The organism is Siphonobacter curvatus, assembly GCF_002943425.1.
Classification (GTDB): Bacteria; Bacteroidota; Bacteroidia; order Cytophagales; family Spirosomataceae; genus Siphonobacter; species Siphonobacter curvatus.
This window is the reverse complement of record NZ_PTRA01000001.1, coordinates 1111470-1133283: the sequence shown is the minus strand read 5'-3', so window position 1 is coordinate 1133283 and position 21814 is coordinate 1111470. Positions and strand designations below refer to the sequence as shown.

Annotated in this window: 17 protein-coding genes; 4 read left to right on the top strand and 13 right to left on the bottom strand. The window is 49.1% G+C overall.

The window, feature by feature from the left end; translation table 11 throughout:
- Positions 1–81: 81 nt before the first annotated feature.
- The 7 genes from C5O19_RS04510 to C5O19_RS04480 all read right to left on the bottom strand — a co-directional run bounded on the left by C5O19_RS04510 (position 82) and on the right by C5O19_RS04480 (position 11580).
- Entirely contained in the window at positions 82–1998 is a 1917-nt protein-coding gene (locus C5O19_RS04510) for a TonB-dependent receptor plug domain-containing protein (protein ID WP_165795935.1), read from the bottom strand.
- A gap of 150 nt (positions 1999–2148) precedes the next feature.
- A complete protein-coding gene (locus tag C5O19_RS04505; RefSeq protein WP_104710092.1) occupies positions 2149–3507 on the bottom strand; it encodes an AMP-binding protein in 1359 nt (452 codons plus the stop codon).
- Positions 3504–4622, bottom strand: coding sequence for a thiolase family protein (locus C5O19_RS04500; RefSeq protein ID WP_104710091.1), 1119 nt, complete (start codon positions 4620–4622; stop codon positions 3504–3506). The genes C5O19_RS04505 and C5O19_RS04500 overlap by 4 nt, the downstream gene beginning before the upstream one ends.
- Before the next feature lie 489 nt (positions 4623–5111).
- Positions 5112–7697 carry a response regulator gene (locus tag C5O19_RS04495; protein ID WP_104710090.1) on the bottom strand — a complete coding sequence of 862 codons (2586 nt, stop codon included), beginning with the start codon at positions 7695–7697 and terminating at the stop codon, positions 5112–5114.
- Between the two features lie 673 nt (positions 7698–8370).
- Positions 8371–9801 carry a circularly permuted type 2 ATP-grasp protein gene (locus tag C5O19_RS04490; protein WP_104710089.1) on the bottom strand — a complete coding sequence of 477 codons (1431 nt, stop codon included), beginning with the start codon at positions 9799–9801 and terminating at the stop codon, positions 8371–8373.
- A gap of 213 nt (positions 9802–10014) precedes the next feature.
- Positions 10015–10488: a peptide-methionine (R)-S-oxide reductase MsrB gene (gene msrB, locus C5O19_RS04485; protein WP_104710088.1), complete on the bottom strand. Its 474-nt coding sequence runs from the start codon at positions 10486–10488 to the stop codon at positions 10015–10017.
- Positions 10489–10644: 156 nt separating this feature from the next.
- A complete protein-coding gene (locus C5O19_RS04480) occupies positions 10645–11580 on the bottom strand; it encodes a Ppx/GppA phosphatase family protein (RefSeq protein WP_104710087.1) in 936 nt (311 codons plus the stop codon).
- A gap of 191 nt (positions 11581–11771) precedes the next feature.
- Between C5O19_RS04480 and rpsU the strand changes: the two genes are divergently transcribed.
- Positions 11772–11966, top strand: a complete 195-nt coding sequence (gene rpsU / locus C5O19_RS04475) for a 30S ribosomal protein S21 (RefSeq protein ID WP_094811467.1) — start codon at positions 11772–11774, stop codon at positions 11964–11966.
- A gap of 76 nt (positions 11967–12042) precedes the next feature.
- Here the strand turns inward: rpsU and C5O19_RS04470 are convergent, their stop codons facing one another.
- The 6 genes from C5O19_RS04470 to C5O19_RS04445 all read right to left on the bottom strand — a co-directional run bounded on the left by C5O19_RS04470 (position 12043) and on the right by C5O19_RS04445 (position 17762).
- Positions 12043–12720, bottom strand: a complete 678-nt coding sequence (locus tag C5O19_RS04470; RefSeq protein WP_104710086.1) for a phosphatase PAP2 family protein — start codon at positions 12718–12720, stop codon at positions 12043–12045.
- A 121-nt stretch (positions 12721–12841) separates the two neighbouring features.
- The gene (locus C5O19_RS04465; RefSeq protein ID WP_104710085.1) at positions 12842–14335 is read right to left on the bottom strand and encodes a hypothetical protein; all 1494 of its coding nucleotides are present in this window, start codon (positions 14333–14335) and stop codon (positions 12842–12844) included.
- A gap of 36 nt (positions 14336–14371) precedes the next feature.
- Positions 14372–15835, bottom strand: coding sequence for a hypothetical protein (locus tag C5O19_RS04460; protein WP_104710084.1), 1464 nt, complete (start codon positions 15833–15835; stop codon positions 14372–14374).
- 5 nt (positions 15836–15840) lie between these two features.
- Positions 15841–16710, bottom strand: a complete 870-nt coding sequence (locus C5O19_RS04455) for a DUF4097 family beta strand repeat-containing protein (protein ID WP_104710083.1) — start codon at positions 16708–16710, stop codon at positions 15841–15843.
- A 4-nt stretch (positions 16711–16714) separates the two neighbouring features.
- Positions 16715–17236, bottom strand: a complete 522-nt coding sequence (locus C5O19_RS04450) for a hypothetical protein (RefSeq protein WP_104710082.1) — start codon at positions 17234–17236, stop codon at positions 16715–16717.
- Positions 17237–17240: 4 nt separating this feature from the next.
- The gene (locus C5O19_RS04445) at positions 17241–17762 is read right to left on the bottom strand and encodes an RNA polymerase sigma factor (RefSeq protein ID WP_104710081.1); all 522 of its coding nucleotides are present in this window, start codon (positions 17760–17762) and stop codon (positions 17241–17243) included.
- A gap of 143 nt (positions 17763–17905) precedes the next feature.
- Between C5O19_RS04445 and asnS the strand changes: the two genes are divergently transcribed.
- The 3 genes from asnS to C5O19_RS04430 all read left to right on the top strand — a co-directional run bounded on the left by asnS (position 17906) and on the right by C5O19_RS04430 (position 21416).
- Positions 17906–19360, top strand: coding sequence for an asparagine--tRNA ligase (gene asnS / locus C5O19_RS04440; protein ID WP_104713888.1), 1455 nt, complete (start codon positions 17906–17908; stop codon positions 19358–19360).
- A 214-nt stretch (positions 19361–19574) separates the two neighbouring features.
- Positions 19575–20177, top strand: a complete 603-nt coding sequence (locus C5O19_RS04435; RefSeq protein ID WP_104710080.1) for a hypothetical protein — start codon at positions 19575–19577, stop codon at positions 20175–20177.
- A 150-nt stretch (positions 20178–20327) separates the two neighbouring features.
- Positions 20328–21416: a complex I subunit 1/NuoH family protein gene (locus tag C5O19_RS04430; RefSeq protein WP_104710079.1), complete on the top strand. Its 1089-nt coding sequence runs from the start codon at positions 20328–20330 to the stop codon at positions 21414–21416.
- The last annotated feature ends 398 nt before the right edge of the window (positions 21417–21814 follow it).

Sequence of the window (21814 nt, the reverse complement as noted above, 5' to 3'; positions counted from 1 at the left end):
GTTTTTATATGTTCACCATCGGTCGCCGTAACGCCAAAAAAAGGCTGGTATCTCTACCAGCCTTTTACTTCAAGGTCCTTTTTATAAGGTCAAGGATATTCCGCCAGTAAGCCAGCGACCGGGTTGCTGGACAAAGCCATGTTCGTAATACGTCTGATTAATCAGGTTATTTACGTCGGCAAAAAGCCGGAACTTGGGTTGCGTCCACGACAATCGCGTATCGACCAGATGAATCGTTGCGTAGGGCTGCGGCGGCGTACTGGCATCCCACTGATAGTCGCCTTCGCGTTTTTTGAGCGTGTACCAGGCATCCAGCGTAAGGTTTTTAGCCAGTCGAACATTCGCACCCAAGCTCAGCTTGTGCCGCAAATAGTTAAGTGTGTAAAAAGACTGGAAGTTGAGCTGCTTCTGATCTGCCGAGATGTACGCGTAGTTAAAGGTCAGTCGCTGCAGCCAATAATTAGGCTTGTTCACTACCTGGCTAATCTGCAATGTATACGCCACTTCCACGCCGAAAGTATTCAGATTACGAATATTCTCAATCCGCGGCACGGCCTGATCAGGGCGTTTGATTTTATCGATGGCCGTACTGCTCTGCCGGTAAAACGCCGAAAGGGTCAGCTGGTCCACAGCCGTAAAACGCTTGGTACCCACTTCGTAACTCCAGGCTTTTTCAGGTTGTACGTTCGGGTCGGCGATCACCGTGGAAGAATTCAGGTACATTTCCGTAAACGTCGGGTAACGCACCGCCCGGTTGGCACTGGCGTATACATTCACGCGGTCCGTTAGGGTATAAGAAAGATCGACGCCCGGATACCATTCGTTACCAAACTGAGAGTTGATGTTAAACAGCGTACCTGCTACTAAGGTCAGACGTTCCCAGCGTTTAAGGTGCTCCAGATACACATTCACGTTATCGCGATCTTTACCGAAGGTGTACTTCTGACCAAAGAAAGCAGGTACGGCTTTGGGCTTAGCCAGAGCATCCCCCAAGCGATTACTGATGATACTCTCCCGCCGCCATTCGGCTCCGAAGGACGTAGTGCCCCAGGCGTGGGTCCATCGGTTCCGCCATTCGATATTGTATACATTGGTTTGGTGGAAGTTTACCGAAGCGGGCTTGGTTTCGCGATAGTTATCGAAGTCATACAAATCAAAATGCCGCCGCCACGAACCAGTCAGATTCGAGTACCACTGGCGAGTGAGCTGCCGGTCAGCCTGGGCGACTACGAAATACTGCTTAACCTGTTCATACTGGTTGTAAAACTTGGGATGATAAAAGTTGGAGGCTCCAAACTGATTATCCATAAAGCCCCCCTGCAGGGCCAGCGTTGTTTTGTTCAGCGACAAGGCGGTCCGTCCGTACAGGTTGTGGCGATCGAAAGCGGTATTGTGAGCATATCCGTCACTGTGGATTTTCTCAGCGGCCACCAGCGTGGATTGCTTTTCGGTAGTTAATCCCACCGACGTATTCAGCTGATATAATCCATATTCTCCCCCGGCCAGTCCCACATTGACCTGGCTTGGCTGGTTTTTCTTCGTGATAATATTGATTACGCCCGAGAACGCACTGGGCCCGAATACCCGCGAAGCTCCGCCCTGCAAAATCTCAATTTTCTCAATCGTAGATAAGGGAAAAGGCAAATTCAGCGAATGGTGGCCCGTTTGCGGGTCGTTCATCTTGATGCCGTCGACCAGAATCAGCGTCTGATCAAAATTTCCCCCGCGAATACTGACATCGGCCTGTACGCCCAGCGGAGCCCGGGAACGTACGTCCACATTAAGAGCGTACTGCAAAATACCATCGAGTGTCTTCACCGGAGCTTTTTCAATATCCTGAGCCGTAATGACGGTGACGTTACGGGCAGTTTTGCGAATTTCGGTTGACTGTAAATTGGCTGTGACCGTTACTTCGGATAAACCAACAGTTTTCGTACTATCCTGAGCCTGGGAAAGAAAAGGAATCAAAAAAGTAACGCCTATAAATATACGTTTCATGCAATACATTAGCTTCTCCGCACGTGTAGTGGTATGGGATGAATTTCAACCAGCCATGGCGAACCCTACCTCACGGACGAAGGTTGAATAAAAAAAGAAGAAAGAGAGTCCATAGTCGGCTTGAACCAGACAACGGAGCGATAGCCGGCCTTAAGCCGGTAAGGCAAGAATTTCGGGAGAATCTTCGTCGGCAAGGGTGCGTACGATGGCTTGGTAATCAATCTTCCCGTGATCCTTTCGGGGAAGATTACGCCATTCGAAGATACGACGGGGTTGTTTAGCCGGGGGCAGGGACTGCAAGAGGTGATCCTTGAGCTGACGAGTATACGGAACGGAGTTCTGCCCCGGGTACGTCGCCGAAAAAACCAGATAAATTTCGTGCGAAAGATCCTCACGAAGCAGCCCTACTACGGCTACTTCCTGAACAAAGCGGAGTTCCTTGGCCCGGTTTTCAATTTCTTCGGCAAAGATGTTTAGTCCCCGACGGTTAAACATCCGTCCAGCCCGGCCCATCAGTACCAGCCGGTCATCGTCCATCAGCCCCAGGTCAAACACCGTATTGATTCCCCGGTAATCGGGTGACACGTACGGACTTTCAACCCGGATGCGTTGGTCAACAATGTGGATACGTACCCCCGGAAAAGCCTTCCCTACGGAAAACTGGTGTTGAAGTATTTCTTCGTTTTGCTGATAACTAATGTGCCCTAGCTCCGCCGCTCCGTAATATTCAGTCAGCAGGGCCTGCGGACTGACCTGAAGCAGCGTTTCTGCCAGCGACTTTTCCAGTTTTTCCCCCGCACTCACCAGCGAGCGAAGCAGCGGCAGCGATACGCCCGAGCGTGCCCACAAACGGTAGTGCGAAGGCACCATGAATACCGACGTGATTCGCTCGTCCTGCATTTGCTGCACCCAGCTCCCCGCTGATTTCAGCGAAGTCAGTACGATGGTTCCGCCCTGCCAGAGCAGGTGCAATACGCTGTTGAGATTCGCCGAATAACTCAGAGCATCCAGTACCAGTAGTCGATCATCCGCTGTAATACCGAATACATCACTTTGGTGCGGAAAGGCCGTTACCCAGCTCTGATAATCTTTCCAGATTACTTTGGGTACGGATTCGGTCCCGGACGTGAGTACACCCAGAAATCGATCAGTAAGCGTAGTCGGCTGAATTTCCGCTCGTATGCTTTCCTCAGATTTCGGCCAGGTCTGCTCCAACAAATAGGCCTTTTCGCGTTGCCGTAAGCCTTCAATCTGATCACTCGTGAGTTGCGAAGAGGCAAACAATACGGCCTTTTTCAAGGCCATGCAGGCCAGCAGATCAAGCAGGTTTTCCAGAGCCTCGGTCTGAGCCAGGATAACCGTTGCTTGCGAAATGCCGGCTTGGTACGCTCCCGCCCGCGTCTGAATCTCCGTGATTAGTTCGGCATACGTGTAGCTCCGGCGACCGTATTGTAGTGCCGTTTTATCCGGAAATTTTCCGGCCGTATGAAGAATTTTCTGGAGAATCACGAATTCAGATGTTCAATCAAAAGGGCGATACCCAAACCACCCGCGACGCCGACCGTTACCAGGCCGAGCCTTTGCCCGGTGTGGGCCAGGGCTCGCATTAGGTGAATGGTATTAATCACTCCGGAAGCCCCAAAGGGATGTCCGTACGCCAAATTTCCGCCAAATATATTTACTTTTTCTTCAGAAATCCTCCAGTGCTTGAGGAAGGCCAGTGGTTTGACCGCAAAGGATTCGTTGATTTCAAACAGGTCAATATCCTGAATGGATAGGCTCGTTTGTCGCAGTAACTTTTCCGTTGCCCAGATGACACCCGCCGGAGCCAGCGTAGGTAAGCCCCCGGCCATAGCCGAGGCAACCAGTCTGAATCGGGGCTCATACTCAGCCCGTAAGGTATCATTTACCAGTAAAATACCCGCGGCTCCGTCGTGCAGGTGAGCGGTATTGGTATGGTCGATTAATTGCGAGGATTGGGTACGGACCAGACTGTCGTACGAAAAGGATTTTCGTAGCGGCTGATCTTCCATAATAGCCCCGTAAGGGACTCGAATTTCTCTTAAAATTTCGATGGCCTGCTCCGCTTTCTGATGGCTTCGCACGGTCCAACGCATCAGTTCTTCTTTGGAAAGTTCGTAGGTTTCTGCCACCGTTTGGGCCGCCTGCCTTAGGCTGGCTTCCCCATACGAGGCCGGAGCAAACGTGGCCTGCGTATAGAAGGTCTCAGCGTCGATGTACCGGGGGTCGCGGGGCTGATACTGTCGCCGGGGAGCCAGGCTATTGCTTTCCATTCCGCCCGCCAGTATACTCTGAGCCATCCCACTTTTCAATTGAGCTTCGGCTGCTACCAGAGCCCGTAAGCCTGCTCCACATTGCAGATCAAGGGTCGTAGCTGGAATAGCGGGTGAAAAACCGGCTTCCAGTAAGGCATAGCGGGCCATGTTGCCTCCCGTACCAAGGGCATTTCCAACGATCAGTTCATCAAAAACCAAGTCGGAATACCTGCGTCGAAAGTCCCGCAATACCTCAGCCATGAGTTGCTCAGGGAGTACATTTTTGTAGTAGCCCTGGGCTTTCCCCGTGGGAAGCCGTAATCCATCCACGATGTACGCTTGTAACATACCTGCGAACCTAGGGATTAATTGTGGGATTGTACCGATTCAGGAACGTACACTTTTTGCACTTTTCCGCCACCCGTGTTGATGCTCATCAAAGAAGTGATTCATCAAAGGGTCGTATCGACGCTCTAGCACAGGCCGCTGCCGTATGTCTTACCCTAACGAGTCAGGCCATTGAGCTCTCATCAGCAAAAAGACCAAAATCCAAACCAAGGTGGCATTTTGTAGCCAGCCGGCAAACCCATTCCTATAAGCACAAAGCCGCTACGAATACGCCAGTCCGCTTTTTGCTTAAACATAGCAAGCTTGCCCCAACCCACTTCGGTGAGCATGCTCATAGGCCAGCTTTTGAAGACTTCGTACGAGGTACCAGTACCACATTCGGTGGCATAGAAACCCGAAGTGGTACTGGTGTTCTTGGAGAAATACGTAGATCAATAGCCCACGTCTAGCTCATTTTCCTTCCTACGAAAATTTTATTCTTTATACTGATTACACCGTTGGCAAAAACTCTTTTCGAGCTTCTTCAACCATGGGCAGCAGCGTTTCCATTCGTTGAATGACGTCTTTAACGATGCTTTGTACGGTAAATAAATCACCGTTTTTTGCAGCCAGTTCCTGTAATTTAATGAAGGCGGGTACTACTTCCACCGCTCCAATCATTTGTACGGGCGACTTAAGAGCGTGGGCAATTTTTCCTACCTCAACAATATCCTGCTGTTGTAGAGCTTCACTCATTCGTTTTAGTTGTACGGGCGTTTCTTCGAGGAAAACTGCCAATAAATCGGCCATCGATTCATGATCGCCACCCGTTACTTCGTGCAGGTAATCCAGATTTATTTTCATCGTATTCATTGGGCTGTTCATTTCAGTAGTGGCGGGGACAAAGGCGGGCGTTTGTACCTGTAATTGCTTGCGAACCACTTTATACAAGTCACTCATTTGAAAGGGTTTGGAGATAAAATCATTCATACCCACCTTTAGACAGTGTTCGCGTTCACCTACCAGGGCGTGAGCCGTCATGGCTACAATCGGTACTTCTATATGCAACACGTTGCGAATCTGCCGCGTCGTTTCGTACCCGTCCATTTCGGGCATTTGAATATCCATCAGAATCAAATCGTAGCTTTTTTCCCGAAGCTTTTTCAACGCTTTTACACCGTTCTCAGCGATTTCGGCTGAATAGCCCATGCGTCCGAGTACGGCCGTTGCCAGTTTCTGATTCATGGGGTTATCCTCGACTACCAACACGGAGATTTTTCTCAGTCCTTCGTACGGCGTGGAGTGGTAGGAACCAAAATCTTCCAGCGAGGTAGGTTCGGCAATTTCGTAGGGAATTTCAACCGTAAAGAGTGAGCCCAGGCCCGGTGTACTCTCCACTTCAATACGACCGCCCTGCATATCTACCAACGAGTTAACAATATTAAGTCCCAGCCCGGAACCGCCGTATTGCCGCGTGGTAAACGAGCTTTCCTGACGGAACCGTTCGAAAATATGCGGCAATACGTCTGCGGCGATGCCAATGCCCGAGTCTTTCACCGATAAGGCTACCCACACTTGCTGGTCCTCGATTTGTTTACAGCGAATCGTGATTTCAATGCGACCTTTTTCCGTGAATTTGATAGCATTGGAAGCTAAGTTCAGCAGAATTTGGGTTAACCGCGTCGGATCACCCAGTACAACCGGTGGGAGCTTCTGATCAAGCTGTACGTCGAGTTCGAGCTGCTTGTCATAAGCAGCCGGTTGCAACATGATCTTGATTGATTGTACCAGCGAAATGATACTAAACGGAATTTTTTCGAATTGCAGCATGCCTGCTTCAATTTTCGAAATGTCCAGAATATCATTAACGATAGTAAGCAGATTACGGCTGGCTGTATTGACCGCTTTCAAATACTCGTTTTGCTCAGCCGTCAGCGGCGTGGTTTCCAGCAGGTTCGTAAAGCCGATGATGGAGTTGAGCGGCGTACGGATTTCGTGGCTCATGTTAGCCAGGAAGTTCTCCTTCATTAGGGCCGCTTTTTCAGCCATCTCTTTCGCTTCGTTCAAACGAGAGTGCGACAACAAGCGATCGGTAATATCGACGTAACTGGAAACTACGTATTGCAGATTCTGTTCGAGATCAAAAATGGGCACCGCCGAACTTAGTAACAACGTACGCTCATCACCAATCCGAAGCTCCAAATCATCAATCTGAGCGGCTTGTCCTCTACGGGCTTTCAAATAAGGCCTTTTTTCGAAGGGATAGGGTATTCCAGTTGGGAACTGGTAAACGGGTAAACTCTTAAACAGGTCGTCATACGATTGGAATGATGCGTATTGTTTCAGTAACGTACGCGTTACCCGATTGGTGTAATAGACCTTTCCCTGTTCATCATATACGGCTACCGCTGCCGGAACGGCATCCAGAATTTCGCGTAGCCGTTTTTCATTAGCTTGTAATTCCAGATTCAGACTTGTACGGCTTTGCAGCAGTCGAATGAGCAGATAAACCGCTCCGAGAATAATTACTACGGCCACCAGCGTACCGATGATGATACTAAGCAGGGCTTCATTGGCCGAACGTTCACTTTCCCCTACCCGGTGGGCCAGTGAAGTCTGTTCATCCTCCTGAATCTGAACCAGCAGGCTCCGGATCTCGTAGGTCTGATCGAGGTAAATACGACCGGAATCCAGTCGGGTCGTTCCGTTTTCGATCTGGGCCTGAATAAAGAGTTTCCGGCCCAGCATCAGTTTATGCTCTAATTTTCGATTTAATTCCCGGATTCTTCGTTGCTGATCGGCGGTTTTGGCGAAGTCATTGAGGTCTTTGGACTGATCAATTAGCTCCCGGGCATTCCGGTTAAAATCGGCCAAAAAATATGGATTTCCACTTAGGATATGTCCTCGTAAGTCATTATCAATGTGCGTTAAACGCGTATCAATTTGCTCGGCTTTTTCCAGAATGACGTGGGTATGCGTAATCCAATTGTTGGTAATGACGAGCCGCCGGATGGTACGATGCCCGTTAATACCAATCAATATTTCAATCAGAATTCCTCCGCCCAACATCAACAATATCCAGAATTTCAACCGCATCTGAGTCTAATCAATGGTGTGGTAAATGATACGCTACCGGATAGGCAACAAACAGAACGATACGTTAGACGTAGATTCATTTAGGCTTTTGCCCGAATACACACGAATCAGAACCATCCAAAAACTACGAAACGAACCCATTGCTAGCAAGAACATTTCTTCGAGTACTTGTTCAAAAACGGGAATTGGCAGAGAAGAAACATTCACCCGTAAAACAGGCCATGTAATCCGATGAAGTATAGAAGTAATTATAGACATGTTTATGTGGGCGGCACAAACGCTTTTGTATCTACCAGTAAATTAACTCATAAAAGCTGACTCCACAAAAGTGTAAAAAGAGCCTGCCAGCCTAACATACATTGAGTTTTTGCGGATGCCCCCTGTATATCGACTGAATCATCTTTCCTTGTTTGCCTACTCAACTAAAGTAAACGGGAAGCAGTTCCCGGACTAATACAAAGCTTTTGCCGAACGGTTGGCTCAGGTCTGTGAAGGTTTTACACTAGGGTTATTAAACGTCACTGCCACCGCAGTTTTAAATGGAAAACTACGGTGGCAGTAACATTCGAAACAAAAATTATACCTTTTTACGGGAAGCAAGTGATGGATTCATCCAAATTCTATGACCCGTGAATCTTTTTGTTAGAACTATTGAATCGTACTTATAATTGTGTTACCACATCACCCACGTATCCTTACTGCCGCCTCCCTGCGAGGAATTTACCACCAGCGACCCTTTATTAAGAGCGACTCGCGTCAGTCCACCGGGAATGACATTGATTTCGTCGCCATAAAGAATGTACGGGCGTAAATCGACGTGGCGACCCTCAATGGCTCCCTCGATCAAACAAGGTACCCGCGAAAGCGAAATGGTGGGCTGGGCAATGTAATTACGCGGATTGGCCAGAATTTTCTGCCGGAACAGTTCGTGTTCCTCCTTCGTCGCCTTGGGCCCGATCAGCATTCCATATCCACCCGCTTCGTTGGCTTCTTTCACCACGAGTTGCTCAATGTTTTCCAGCACATACTTGCGGTCTTCTTCCTCCCGGCAGATGTAGGTACGCACGTTCGGAATAATGGGCTCTTCATCGAGATAATACTTGATGATCCGGGGTACGTAGGCGTAAATCACTTTATCGTCGGCCACGCCCGTACCCGGGGCATTGGCCAGGGCTACGCGACCTTTCTTGTACACATCGAAAATACCTGGAATGCCAATCAGCGAATCCGGATTGAACGCGTGAGGGTCCAGGAAGGTATCATCGATGCGGCGATAAATGACATCGACCACCTGAAAGCCCTTGGTCGTCCGCATTTTCACGTACCCATCGTGTACGACCAGATCGCGGGCATCCACCAGCTCTACCCCCATTTGCTGGGCCAAGTACGAATGTTCGAAGTACGCCGAATTGTAAATACCGGGCGTCAGAACGCATACGGTCGGATCGGGACGACCGGAAATATGCTGCAGCATCTGCAACAAACGGCTGGGGTAATCGGATACAGGCCGCACATCGGTACGGGCAAATACTTCCGGGAAGGTCTGCTTAAGTAATTCCCGGTTTTCGAGCATGTACGATACCCCCGAGGGGCAGCGAAGATTGTCTTCCAGCACCATGTACTCGCCATCGTCCCCTTTAATAAGATCGGTACCCGTGATGTGGCACCAAATCCCTTTGGGTGGTTTTAGTCCAATACAGGCTTTAAGAAAGCTCTTGGAGGATTCAATCAAATCCCGGGGTACTACGCCATCATTCAGGATTCGTTGCTCATTATAGACGTCGTCGATAAACAGATTGATCGCCTTGATCCGCTGAATAAGGCCTTTTTCGAGCTTATTCCAATCCTTACTCGGAATGATCCGGGGAATGATGTCCACCGGCATAATCCGCTCGGTTCCTTCATTTTCGGAGTATACGTTGAATGTAATGCCCATCGCCATCAGAGCCCGCTCAGCGGCCTGATGACGACGCGTCATTTCTTCCATACTGAGCTGTTCACTGCGTTGTTTGAAGGCGTCGTACCCTAGCCGCACATTCCCTTGGGCGTCGAACATTTCATCGTAGAAACCTTCGGTCTGGTAGTCATCGTAAGAAAACTGCATAAGTGTTAATCAATATTTTTAAACGCAGGAAAAAAGACTGGCTTTAGTAGTATTCATCTACAGAATGGGAAACATAACAAATATCCTGTAATAATTCAAAACGTACACCAAATTATATTTTGACTTTATCAATAAAGTCTAGAATTAAGTCCTAACGCTTGATCTAGAATTAATACAAAAAGACCGGCCCCTAACGGAGCCGGTTTCCATCAATTATCTACCCTTTTCGAAGGTTAATGCTGCTGAATTAATGGTGTACTTAGACTTTCCCGGAGCTGGACCGTCGTTCGTCAAATGGCCCAGGTGAGCTCCGCAGCGACTACAGGCTATGCCTTTACGTACTAGTCCGTAACTCGTATCGGTGCTCTCTTCCAGATTACGCGGATTTATGCCCCGGGAGAACGTGGGCCAACCGCTTCCGGTATCAAACTGAGCGTCGGTCTTGAAGAGCTCGGCCCCACAGCATACGCAGAGGTAGGTACCTTTCTCCCGGTTGTTCCAGTACTTCCCCGAAAAGGCTCGTTCTGTACCTTTCTGGCGGGTTACAAAATATTGCTCTGGGGTTAGTAAACGTTTCCACTCCGCTTCCGTTTTCTCCACCGGATACCGTTTGACGGGATCCTGTCTATCCGTAATGAACCACAGCGGCATGGCTGCTAAACCCTTAATCACACGTCGTCTTTTCATCCTGAAAATAATCCTTCAATCCGTTCAAGGTTTGGGAGATTCAAGGGGTATTTCCTGGCAAACCCGGTTTGTATTTGCTTTGGAAGCCCCCCTTGTGTAAGAAAGATACGCAAAACGCAGGCGATTCGTACCGCATTCAGTTTTTTTAACGAATGCTTACTGCCCCTGGCTCATTCGTGACAACATGCCCTCTTTCATAGCGTACAGCGAAACCCGAATTTGTTTGAGTTGGTACTTGCGTAAAAGAAAAGCAATCAAACAGGACGCCACTACAATCATGTCTACGCGGTATTCTTTCATCCCAGGAATCTGCAAACGAGCGTCCCGATCAAGCGTCAGAAATTTTTCGTACGAGTCGATGAATGAAGCCATGGGCAACTCAAAACTTACCTGTTCTGGATCCGGCCAATGACCCGTACTCCGCATGGATTCTATATCAATCAACGTTTCAAACGTCCCCGCTGAACCAATGATTTCTTTCGGTTCGTACTGGTGCACCGCGTTGGTAAGGGGTACTAGCTGTTGCTCCAGGTATTCGTAAAGTTTACTGATTGAATCGGGCAGAATGGGGTCGGCTTGCTGAAAACGGTCCATCAGTCGCTGTCCACCAATTTCGAAGCTCTGTTTCCAGAAAACTTTTTTGGCGTTACAAAGAATGAATTCGACGCTGCCTCCGCCAATATCCACTATCAGGGAAGTTTGCTCGCTCAGTACGGTACCGGCCTTCACCCCTTCGTAAATCAGACTGGCTTCCTCTTCGCCCGGTACAATGGTTACGGTAATACCCGTAGTATTCAGAACACGTTCGCAAAATTCTTCCTGATTGGTGGCATTGCGAACAGCACTCGTACCCAGGGCTACGATCTTTTCGGGAGCGATGTCGTACTGGTTGGTAATTTGACAAAACTCCCGCAGTACACCGACGGCCCGATCCATCGCGGCTTCGGTAATTTTTCCATCAGAAATACCACCTTCGCCAATTTTGGCGGGCATGCTGGAGTCATGCAAAATAGTAAAACCGGCCGCCTGCGTTTCGGCAATCAGCAGTTGAAAGGTATTGGTACCCAGATCAATAATGGCAAGACGAGTCATGATAAAAAGCGGTAAGCTCTAGAAAAGGAGCCTGTTGGACGAGACAGATCATACAACAATTCGAAAGATATACTTTTCCGAATCGCAATTGTTCGCCAAAGTTGCCAATAAACTCTTGAAAATATAAAATAGAACCGTATATTTGCAATCCTGTTTTGGAGTTGAACCTTTCAAATTGCCGAATAACACACATGATTATCGTTCAAGTTAAAGAAAACGAAAGCATTGACAAGGCCCTCAAACGTTTCAAGAAGAAATTCGAGAAAACGGGCGTAATGCGTGAGCTCCGTTCACGTATGGCGTTTACGAAGCCGTCAATCACTCGCCGTCACCAAGTCATCAAGGCAGCTTACCGCCAGAAGATGCAGGAAAGCGAGCAACAATAGTTTGCACGTTAAAGCACGCCTATGCTTTATGACCGGCATTGTAGCCATCCTTTTGATCGGGGATGGCTTTTTGCTTTTAGACCAGATCGAGCTGCCAGAAGGTGTAGAAGGTAGTGCCACAGATGAACGCGCCCAGCAATAAGCCCGCCAGAATTTGCCGGGGGGTATGAGCATTGAGCTGCAGGCGAGCACTCATTACCAAGCCCGTCAATAAAATAAATACGACTAGCGGGGCCAATAAAGAGGTCGTACCGAAACGAGCCGTCAGGGCAATCAGTCCTCCAATGACTCCACCCATTCCGGTAGCATGAGCGGAAATCTGCCAGTATAGACTGATGAATGATACGCAGGAAACGGAAAAGGTGATACTGGCCATCACCACCGTCAGTTGAGGCAGCAAAACCAGGTACCGCAAGGAAGCAAAGGAAAAGAGCGTATACAGCAGAACAATAATCAGGTACGGGCCTCGGCGATCTTCGAGCCGCTCCATCGTTAGGCTACGAATCACTCGTAACCGATATAAGACGTACAGCAAATACCCGGGAATCAGGAACGTAAAGAAAAACACCAGTAGCAACAGCCCAAACCTGAAACTGAGCTTTACGCCAAAAAAGTCGATGGTTTCCTGCCCATTAAAACTTTCCAGATTGGCGACCGTGAAGGGTGCCGTATAAAAGAGGATTCCACACAATACGGTCGGAATGAGTAGCGGATGCAGTACAAACGATAGAAAGCGGGCCAGACCTGTCTTCAAAATTGGTTAAGAGCTAGTGATGATCAATACCAACAAAAGTAAGTACCGAACAAGCCTTCACCAAAAGACAAGCCCCCGCAAGCCCGCCCGTTCCTGAGAATTTAATCCTATTCTTACAATTTTACTTGCGTTTAGCCCAGGCCAGACCAACTTTCAGATCCACGAAGCCGTAAGCGGTCGAACGAATTGAGTAAGCCCGCCCGTGGTACACCTCGTTCGAATGACGACTTACTTCTTCCGGTTCCCCGGATTGATACCAGCGTTTTTCCTGGTAAGTATTGTGGGCGTAAGTAGAAAGGGGCAGTCGAACACCAGCTTTCAATTCGAAAAAACCATTGGAAAACAAACGACGCTGCGTACCCCAGGCCAGATACCCATCACTCAAAGTCTGGCGGATCTGGTGAGTACTCCAGACTCTTTTTTCACCTTCCCGTAAACTGCCCTCCCGTTGTTCGATTCGATTGCCTAAGCGTTCACTTGAAATGCCCAGCGTCACAAAATTTCCGGATAGATTATCAGATTGCTTGCCCCGGTTGATACGGGATTTCAAATTATAATAGTATCGGGCCTCCAAAGCCATGCCGCCCTGTAACAGATGATCACGAAAGGCATACGGGTAATCCGTAGCGTAGGTACGTTCGCTTTGCTGGTATTTGCCGTAAACGCTCAACTCCCCTTGTAGGGAAAAAGGAGACGTTCCGAGTTTATGCTCATACGCAACCGTCGTACGCAGGTGACCAGCATGAGGCGACCAGCGAATGGGGTTATTTAAATCTACTTTCCAGATGGAACGAACGGGTTCAAAGCAGTGAAACAGTTCACAACGGGAGGAAATCGCCTGCGACTGGCCCGCAAAGGCAAAACCTACTAGCGAACGGGTTTCAATGAAGGGTTCCCAGCTACTGGCCCGTAAATAGCGACTGTACAGTTGACTGGACGCCACTCCAGCCCGAATGGTAAAATCAGCGAATCCACGTTTACCAAACCGTCGCTGCAAACCGTACACCAGAGCCACTTCCTGCGTATGCGAAGGCCGGGAGGCATAGGGACTAATCGGAGACTCGGTTCGAATCGGTATCCGGCGTTCCAGGGACAGTCCCAGGTAGTTATCTGAAACGTTATTTACGCTTTTTCCTTCCCGGATGCGTCGATTCATGCGATAATACCAGCGAGGTTGTAGCAGTACCCGCAAATTGAGTGGATAGAGGGTTGAGTACAAGCCACCACGTTCACCCCGAACGTACGAAACGCCTCCGGTACTATTCCAGGTCAAGGCTGCTTCGGCATTGATCGACCAGGCCGTACTGAGTTTTTGTTCATAACCTACCCGCACCACATCGGATAACTGTTGAACCACGCTTTGTCCGTTTTGCCGGGGAATACTCACCTGGGCTCCGTTCAACGTACGCAGCAAATCAACCGGCACCATGATTTTGAACACGCTCCGGACGGGTACCTGCGTCTGGAAAACGTCTCCGTAGGTATCCAGCAGTCGCTTCTTCGTGCTTGCTACCGTATCCATCTCCGTGGTAAACTGAACGGTTTGCGTAGAATCCTGAGCAAAAAGCGGGTTTATACACGTTCCCAGTAGTAAGAGGAGTAGAAGCTTTTTCATAACAGCGGCGAAAGGGTTGGATAGAAGCGGAATGATTTACTTGCGTTTGGCCCAGGCCAGACCGATTTTCAGATCGAAGAAGAAGTGAACACTCCAGGGAGTCATCTTCTGACGTTGAGCGTATAGTCGCTGGTTCGTTTCCACTCGCTCTAGTGCACCCCCTGACGTCGTAGATACGTACCTTTCCTGATTAGACGCGTAAGTGGTCAGCGGTACTTTCAACCCGGTTTTCAGTTCCAGAAAACCATTCGTAAATAGGCGTCGTTGCAGACCCCAGGCCAGATAAGCATCGGTGAAGTATTGATGGTACGTGGAGCGTTTCTTCCATTCCACTGCTACGCCATCCTCTATTCCCCCTCCGTAGTTGCGGACGCGTCCCAGCCAGTGCTCCCGCTGCATCCCCAGTGTCAGAAAGTTACCCGATAAATTATCGGACTGTTTTCCCCGCCGGATTCGTTTATTCAGGTTGTAGTAATACCGACTTTCCAACGCGATATTTCCCTGGACCTGTTTTTCATCAAAGCCACTTCCCTGCGATACCAACGCCTGACGAGAGTCCCCGTGATACCGAGAACTTCGTCCGTAAACGCCCCCTTCCGCCTGTACGGAAAAGGGACTGGAACCCAACTTCCGTTCGTAAGCCACGGACGTTCGCAGTAAACTAGTTCCATTGGAAATACGAATAGGATTGTTTAAATCCAGTTTCCAGAGCGACCGAACGGGTTCGAAACAGCTCAGAATTTCGCACTGTGAGGATGAGGGTTGCGAAAATCGGGTAAATCCCAAACCAATCAGTGTTCTGGTTTCCACAAACCAGGTAATCGGTTCGGGATTCACGGAATTGATATTAAAAACGTCCCGTATCCGATTGGTACTTATTCCGCCCCGTAAAGAAAAATCAATAAGACCTCGCTTTTTGAAGCGTCGTTGAATTCCATATACCAGAGCAATATCCTGATTGCTATACCCGGTTTGCGGTTGTCCGGGATACCGTTCAAACATGAAACGGAAGGTAGATTCCAAAGAAAGTCCCAGGTAATTCTCGGATACATTATTTACGCTTCTTCCGGTACGAATCCGCTCTTTCATGCGGTAATACCAGCGAGTTTCAAGCATCAATCGAACCGAACTTACCCTATAACTGCCCACCCCTGCTGGCAGGGCCAATTCAGCATTGATTGACCAGTCCGGAGCTATCTTTCGCTCATAACCCAATCTAAAAGATCCTATCCGTTCCTGAAATTGATCGTTCAGTCCTTTCGGAACAACCACTTGAGAAGCGAAGGCCGTTTTCCCCGTACCCAGGGGTGCAATGATTTTGAATATCCCACGGGCGGGAACCTGCGTTTGAAACACATCGCCGTACGTATCCAATAGCCGATTTCGAACTGGCGTAATCGTATCCGTTTCCATCGAAAACTGAATGACCTGTGTACTATCCTGAGCAAACAAAACGTGGGTAACGGCAAGCCATAGAAGGGTTAGTAAACGTTTCTTCATCGTAATTAATGGAGGCTGATCGTGGCGAAAGTGGTTTGAACATCAATAAGTCCTCCTTTGCGGGCGTGTAAAACCACTTTGCGTAACGTAGGTGTATTGGTTTGCCAGGTAAAGTTGGCGTTACGGGGTAATTCAATCTGACCGTATTCGGCCTGCAATTGATAAGTAAAAGGCGTTTGTTCGAGATTCAGTAAGCGGATGTTCGTTTTCTGAGCTTTCACTTCGAGCTTTACCAGTTGTCGATCGGCCCGTATTTCGGCTTCCCCACCCTGCGAACGAACGGTACAGCTTCCCTGGACATCGCTTAGTTTCAGATTGGTATACTCCGTATTCAGTCTGACTTTCCCCGACAGATTACTGGCTTCCAGATCACCGTAGTGGCTTTCCAGTTGTACCTCTCCCTGTATGGCTTTCAGACTTATTTTAGAGAATTCTGTACTAGCCTGAAAATCAGCCTGTAACCCAGTAACTTTCAATGAACCAAAGTTTTGTTTCACCACTAGCGGACACTTGGCGGGCAACCAAATGACCATACTAGTTTTGAACGAAGAGGTCAGTTTACCGGAAGCTGGTGCAATCAAGAAGTTTCTCAAAAACAGTCGCTTCCCGGATTTTTCACCCGTAAACTGAAGCGATTCGAGTTCCTTACGAGCTACCGCCCGGTCGGGATGCCGAGCCGAAAGATTCACGTTGATTTGAATCGTTTCCTTGTCCCAAACCCGAATGTCAATATCGGCCCGTTCGCCCGTAATCGTCAGATTGCGAATGGATTCGTAATGCTGTTCAATCGTTCGGGTCGCTACCTGAAGCGTGGTCTGCCCCTGAGCATGCCAGGCCAGGAGTCCGATCAATCCTAGTAATCGCCTTAATTTCATAGCGTTAAATCAGTTCGGCCAGGCGTTTGAGTAATTCGGCCCGCTTTTCGTCCAGTTGGGTTTCCCAAGCCACCACCTGCGGATCATTGTGATAGAGACCCGTCTGCTCGTGCAATCGCTCGCTGGCTTGTTTTAATTCCGTTAGTTCCGTACGAATCATCTGAATTTCAGGTTGCTGACAGGTTAGCCGCTGTACTTCGCACAACGTTTCCAGTCGGTTCTGTTGTTGATCCAGACTGGTATTTTTCGAGTCGATCCACTGAGCCGTTTCACTTTGTACAGCAATGGGGGTTTCCTGAGGCTGGTACCAGAGGCTTACGCCAAAAATCAGTAGTATCCCGGCGGCCAATGAGGCGATTTGCCAGCCCATGCGACGCGTTTTTCCTGGTAACGCAGGCTCTATACGTCCCCATAAGAATTCGGCAGGCTCGTACTCGGGTAACTCCCGCTGGTAGTCGAGCCGACTTTCAATAGTATTCCATACCCGTTCATCGGGTTCGTATTCGGGTAATACCGGCCATTCCATACGTTTAACTGAGTAAGGCGGGTGATTGTAATAGTTTCCGTAATTTCTGCTTGGCCGCGTGTAGTTGTGATTTGGAAGTACCTTCCGTCACGCCCAGCACCTCCGCCACTTCACGGTGCGAGTAGCCCTCCACTTCAATCATCAGAAACACGGTTCGGCAACCTTCCGGTAAACTCAGCAGAGCCTTTTCGAGGTGAGCGGCCTCAACGCCTGCGTACCCTGTATCGGATACCAGTTCTTCCGGAATTTCCGTACTCCAGAGCTTGCGGTTTTCGATGTGTCGGTAGGCTTTTCGAATCACGATTGTCTTGAACCAGCGACCAAACGTTGCCTCGCCCCGAAAATCCGACAAATGTCGAAACATGTCGATGAATGCTTCCTGTAACACATCCTGAGCCGTATCAAAGTCGCCCGTCATGCGGTACGCCAGCGAGTACATAGGTTTCTTATACCGATCGTACAACTTCCGCTGAGCGATGCGATCGTGCTGGAGACAGGCTTGAATCAGGTCAGGAAGGTGGTCCATACGGGCATTTTCTGCACAAAAGAGGTCCGGTTTTACAGAAAGGTTGGTTGTGTACCGGATTTTTTTTCGGCGAGTACGCGGAAGTAGCTAATTTCGCGAATCTATTCTATCGACGGATCTGCCGTCACTCATCGCAGTTTATCATGAAATATCAAATTAAAGATTACCTCCGTCACCACGGTTTTGTGGATCAGACGCTTACGGTTCAGGGATGGGTTCGCACCAAACGGGAAAGCAAGAATGTCAATTTTATTGCTCTGAACGACGGCTCGACCATTAATAACCTGCAGGTCGTAGCGGAGGCGGGCGTGATTCCGGAAGATATTCTTAAACTCGTAACCACGGGTGCCGCCATTGCTGCTACGGGTATTCTCGTCGATTCGCAGGGAGCGGGCCAGACGGTAGAATTGAAAGTTACGTCCATCGAGGTATACGGTACCGCTGATCCGGACGCGTACCCGCTGCAACCTAAACGCCACTCGCTGGAATTTTTGCGGGAAATTGCTCATTTACGGCCCCGTACCAATACGTTTTCGGCGGTATTCCGTGTGCGTCATGCCCTGGCTTTTGCGGTACATAAGTTTTTTAGCGATAACGGATTTTTCTACTGGAACTCCCCCATCATTACGGGTTCTGACGCCGAAGGTGCCGGTGAAATGTTCCGCGTATCAACGCTTGACCCCAAGAATCCACCCCTGAACGAGGACGGTTCGATCAACTATAAAGAAGATTTCTTCGGCAAAGAGACTAATCTGACGGTATCCGGTCAATTGGAAGGCGAGCTGGCCGCTCTGGCTCTGGGTAAAATTTATACGTTTGGACCAACCTTCCGGGCCGAAAACTCCAACACGACACGTCACCTGGCGGAGTTCTGGATGATTGAGCCCGAAATGGCCTTCTTCGATCTGTACGATAACATGGATCTGGCGGAAGATTTCGTTCAGTACGTGATCAAGTACGCCCTCGATAACTGTGTCGAAGATCTGGCTTTTCTGGAAAAACGTTTACTCGAAGAAGAGAAAAACAAACCCCAGAACGAGCGTAGCCCCATGCCCTTGCTGGAAAAACTCCAGTTTGTCATCGATAACGATTTCGAGCGTCTGACGTATACGCAGGCCATCGAGATCCTGCTTCAGTCAAAACCGCACAAGGAGAAGAAATTCCAATATCCGGTGGAATGGGGCATCGACCTGCAAAGCGAGCACGAGCGTTATCTCGTCGAAAAACACTTCAAAAAACCGGTAATCCTGACGCACTACCCCCGGGCAATCAAGGCCTTCTACATGAAGCAGGAAGTGGATCGTCCGGAAGACAAAGGACCTACGGTACGGGCCATGGACGTATTGTTCCCCGGTATCGGCGAGATGATCGGCGGTAGCCAGCGGGAAGACAACCTGGAAAAACTCGTAGCCCGGATGAAAGAAGTCGGTATTGAACCCGAAAGCATGGACTGGTTCCTGGATACGCGTCGTTTCGGCTCGGCTCCGCACTCGGGCTTTGGTCTGGGCTTCGAGCGGCTGATTCAGTTCGTAACGGGTATGGGTAACATTCGGGATGTGATTCCCTTCCCCCGGTATCCGAAATCAGCTGAGTTTTAGTCTGAGCCAATCCTTAAAAAAGGCCGTTTCTTCACAGAGACGGCCTTTTTTGTTTTCTGACCTCTTTTCGAGCGGAGTAATACCCGCAGTACCTTCATTATCAAATTATAAATTTGACACTTCTTAAGTTTTGACCTGCTTTCACTACGTGGCTTTGGGCTATTTTTGAGCCGCCTGCTCTCTGGACTGGCGTAAACCTTCTAACACTACGTACATGAAAAAACTATATCTGCTTGCCCTGTCCTGCCTGCTATTGACGCAGTGTAAAAAGGGTGAAGACGGAACTCGTCCTGGAGAAGAGGTCCCGGCCAAAATTGATATTGAAAAACGAACGGTGGAGATTATAAAAGAAACCGCCGCCCAAGCGGTTGGCACGTGGGTACTTCAGGAGCTTCACATCAATGCAACGAAAATTTACGGAGCCCAGCCCTTAGGCATCCGGAAAGACACCGTTTTTAAAGATTTTGCTACGCTCAAGCTCTACCCGGCTACCAGGGCCCGGTACAAGCCCGTCCAAGCAAAGCACCCCGAATTTGAAGGAACCATTACTCTGAAGAATAAAACCTATCCGGTTTACTTTAGCTTACTGGTAAACCCTGACTATTTATTCCGCTCGCAAGGTCCTCAGGCCTTCTTCTTTTTTGACTACAGTTTTCCAGACGGTATGCACATCCCCGAGGAAGAAGAACGACTGCTGAAAGACCTGGGCGTTGTCGGAGACAACTTTTCTTTTCAGGTACAACCCAAGGCTCCCTTGATGGTTTGGAAAGGCCTGAACAGAGGCGTCAAAGAAATTGTATTCAAAAAAGTACAGTAAGCCTCGCTTTACCGATTCCATTGGCAGGCCACTTCTCACAAGAAAGTGGCCTTTTTTAGTTTCATTCTAAATATTAAATGAACGAGAGGAAGTAGATTTGCGGACGAAAGCGGCCCATCCGGTCGCCTTACACCCAAAATTTGTACCGTTTTGCTTCCTGCATTACTGATCTGTCTTGCCCTTACTCTGGCTACGGTAGTCGTGGGCGTATACGCCGAGCGTAAAATTTCCGGCTTCATTCAGGACCGGCTTGGCCCCACCGAAGTAGGTCCCTACGGATTGCTGCAATTATTCGCTGATTTGCTGAAGCTTTTACAGAAAGAAGATATTGTTCCGAAACTGGCCGATCGCTGGCTGTATCTGGTAGCTCCCTGCCTGATTTACCTGGCTGCGTATTTGGGCTACGCGGTATTGCCGCTCAGTCCCGATTGGATTGGCTCAGCTACATCGGTGGGTGTTTTCTGGTTACTGGCCATCGTTTCCCTGGATGTATTGGGTATTCTGATGGCGGGCTGGGCTTCTAACAATAAGTATTCTTTATTCGGAGCCATTCGTTCGGTTGCTCAGATTGTCAGCTACGAAATTCCGCTGGGTTTATCCATCCTCTGCGTGGTCATGATTAATCAGAGTCTGGACTTACAGGAAATGAGTTTTCAACAAGGCATTTATTCCCCCGAACCCGTATATTTTCTGGGGATTAAAAGCTGGGGAATGGACGTAACCACCAACGGTGGCTTCCTGAGCTGGAACATATTCCGGATGCCTTTATTCTTCGTTGTTTTCATCATTTATTTCATTGCTTCACTGGCCGAATGTAACCGGGCTCCCTTCGATTTACCCGAAGCGGAATCGGAACTTGTGGGCGGTTTCCACACGGAATATTCCGGTTTTCGCTGGGCACTGGTTTTCCTGAGTGAGTACGCCATGATGATGCTGGTGAGTATGCTGGGAGCCGTGCTGTTTCTGGGCAGCTGGAATACGCCCCTACCCAACATCGGCCCAGTACGACTGGCCGACTGGACCTCCGGTCAACCCGGCACCTTCTGGGGAAATTGTACGGGGATGTTCTGGATTCTGGCCAAAGCAGCCGTACTGATTCTAGTTCAGATCTGGGTACGCTGGACCTATCCTCGCCTCCGAGTCGATCAACTCATGTACCTGGGCTGGAAAGTACTGACGCCTGCAGCTTTGATTTTGGTCGTTTTATCGGGTATCTGGCGGCTGTGGATGGTTAGCTAAGCGTATTGATTCTTCTTTATATTGTGATTATTTGATGCTCCATTTCCTATCACACGGCTAGTCTTTTAGGTCGTATGCATTCCATACTGAAGTTTACTAACAATCAGTTACTATTTCGTCCCGCAAGCACGGCTGGTCTTTATAGTCCGTATGCATTCCATGCCGGCACGCCCGCTGCTGACCTCCTCTTGCTCTAAGCCACCGCATTGCCGAGGGATCCACTATGGAATGGTAGGCGGCTTAAGTCTGACATGGAATGTGATAGGACGGGGCCCGGTTTTTATGCAGTCTACTATACCAACTCGCTAAAACCAGTAACCAATTCCTGTTAGAAAATGAAAACTTCTCTCGCTTGTAAGCAACGGAACAGCCATGTACAAGGTACCAAATTCAGTCTA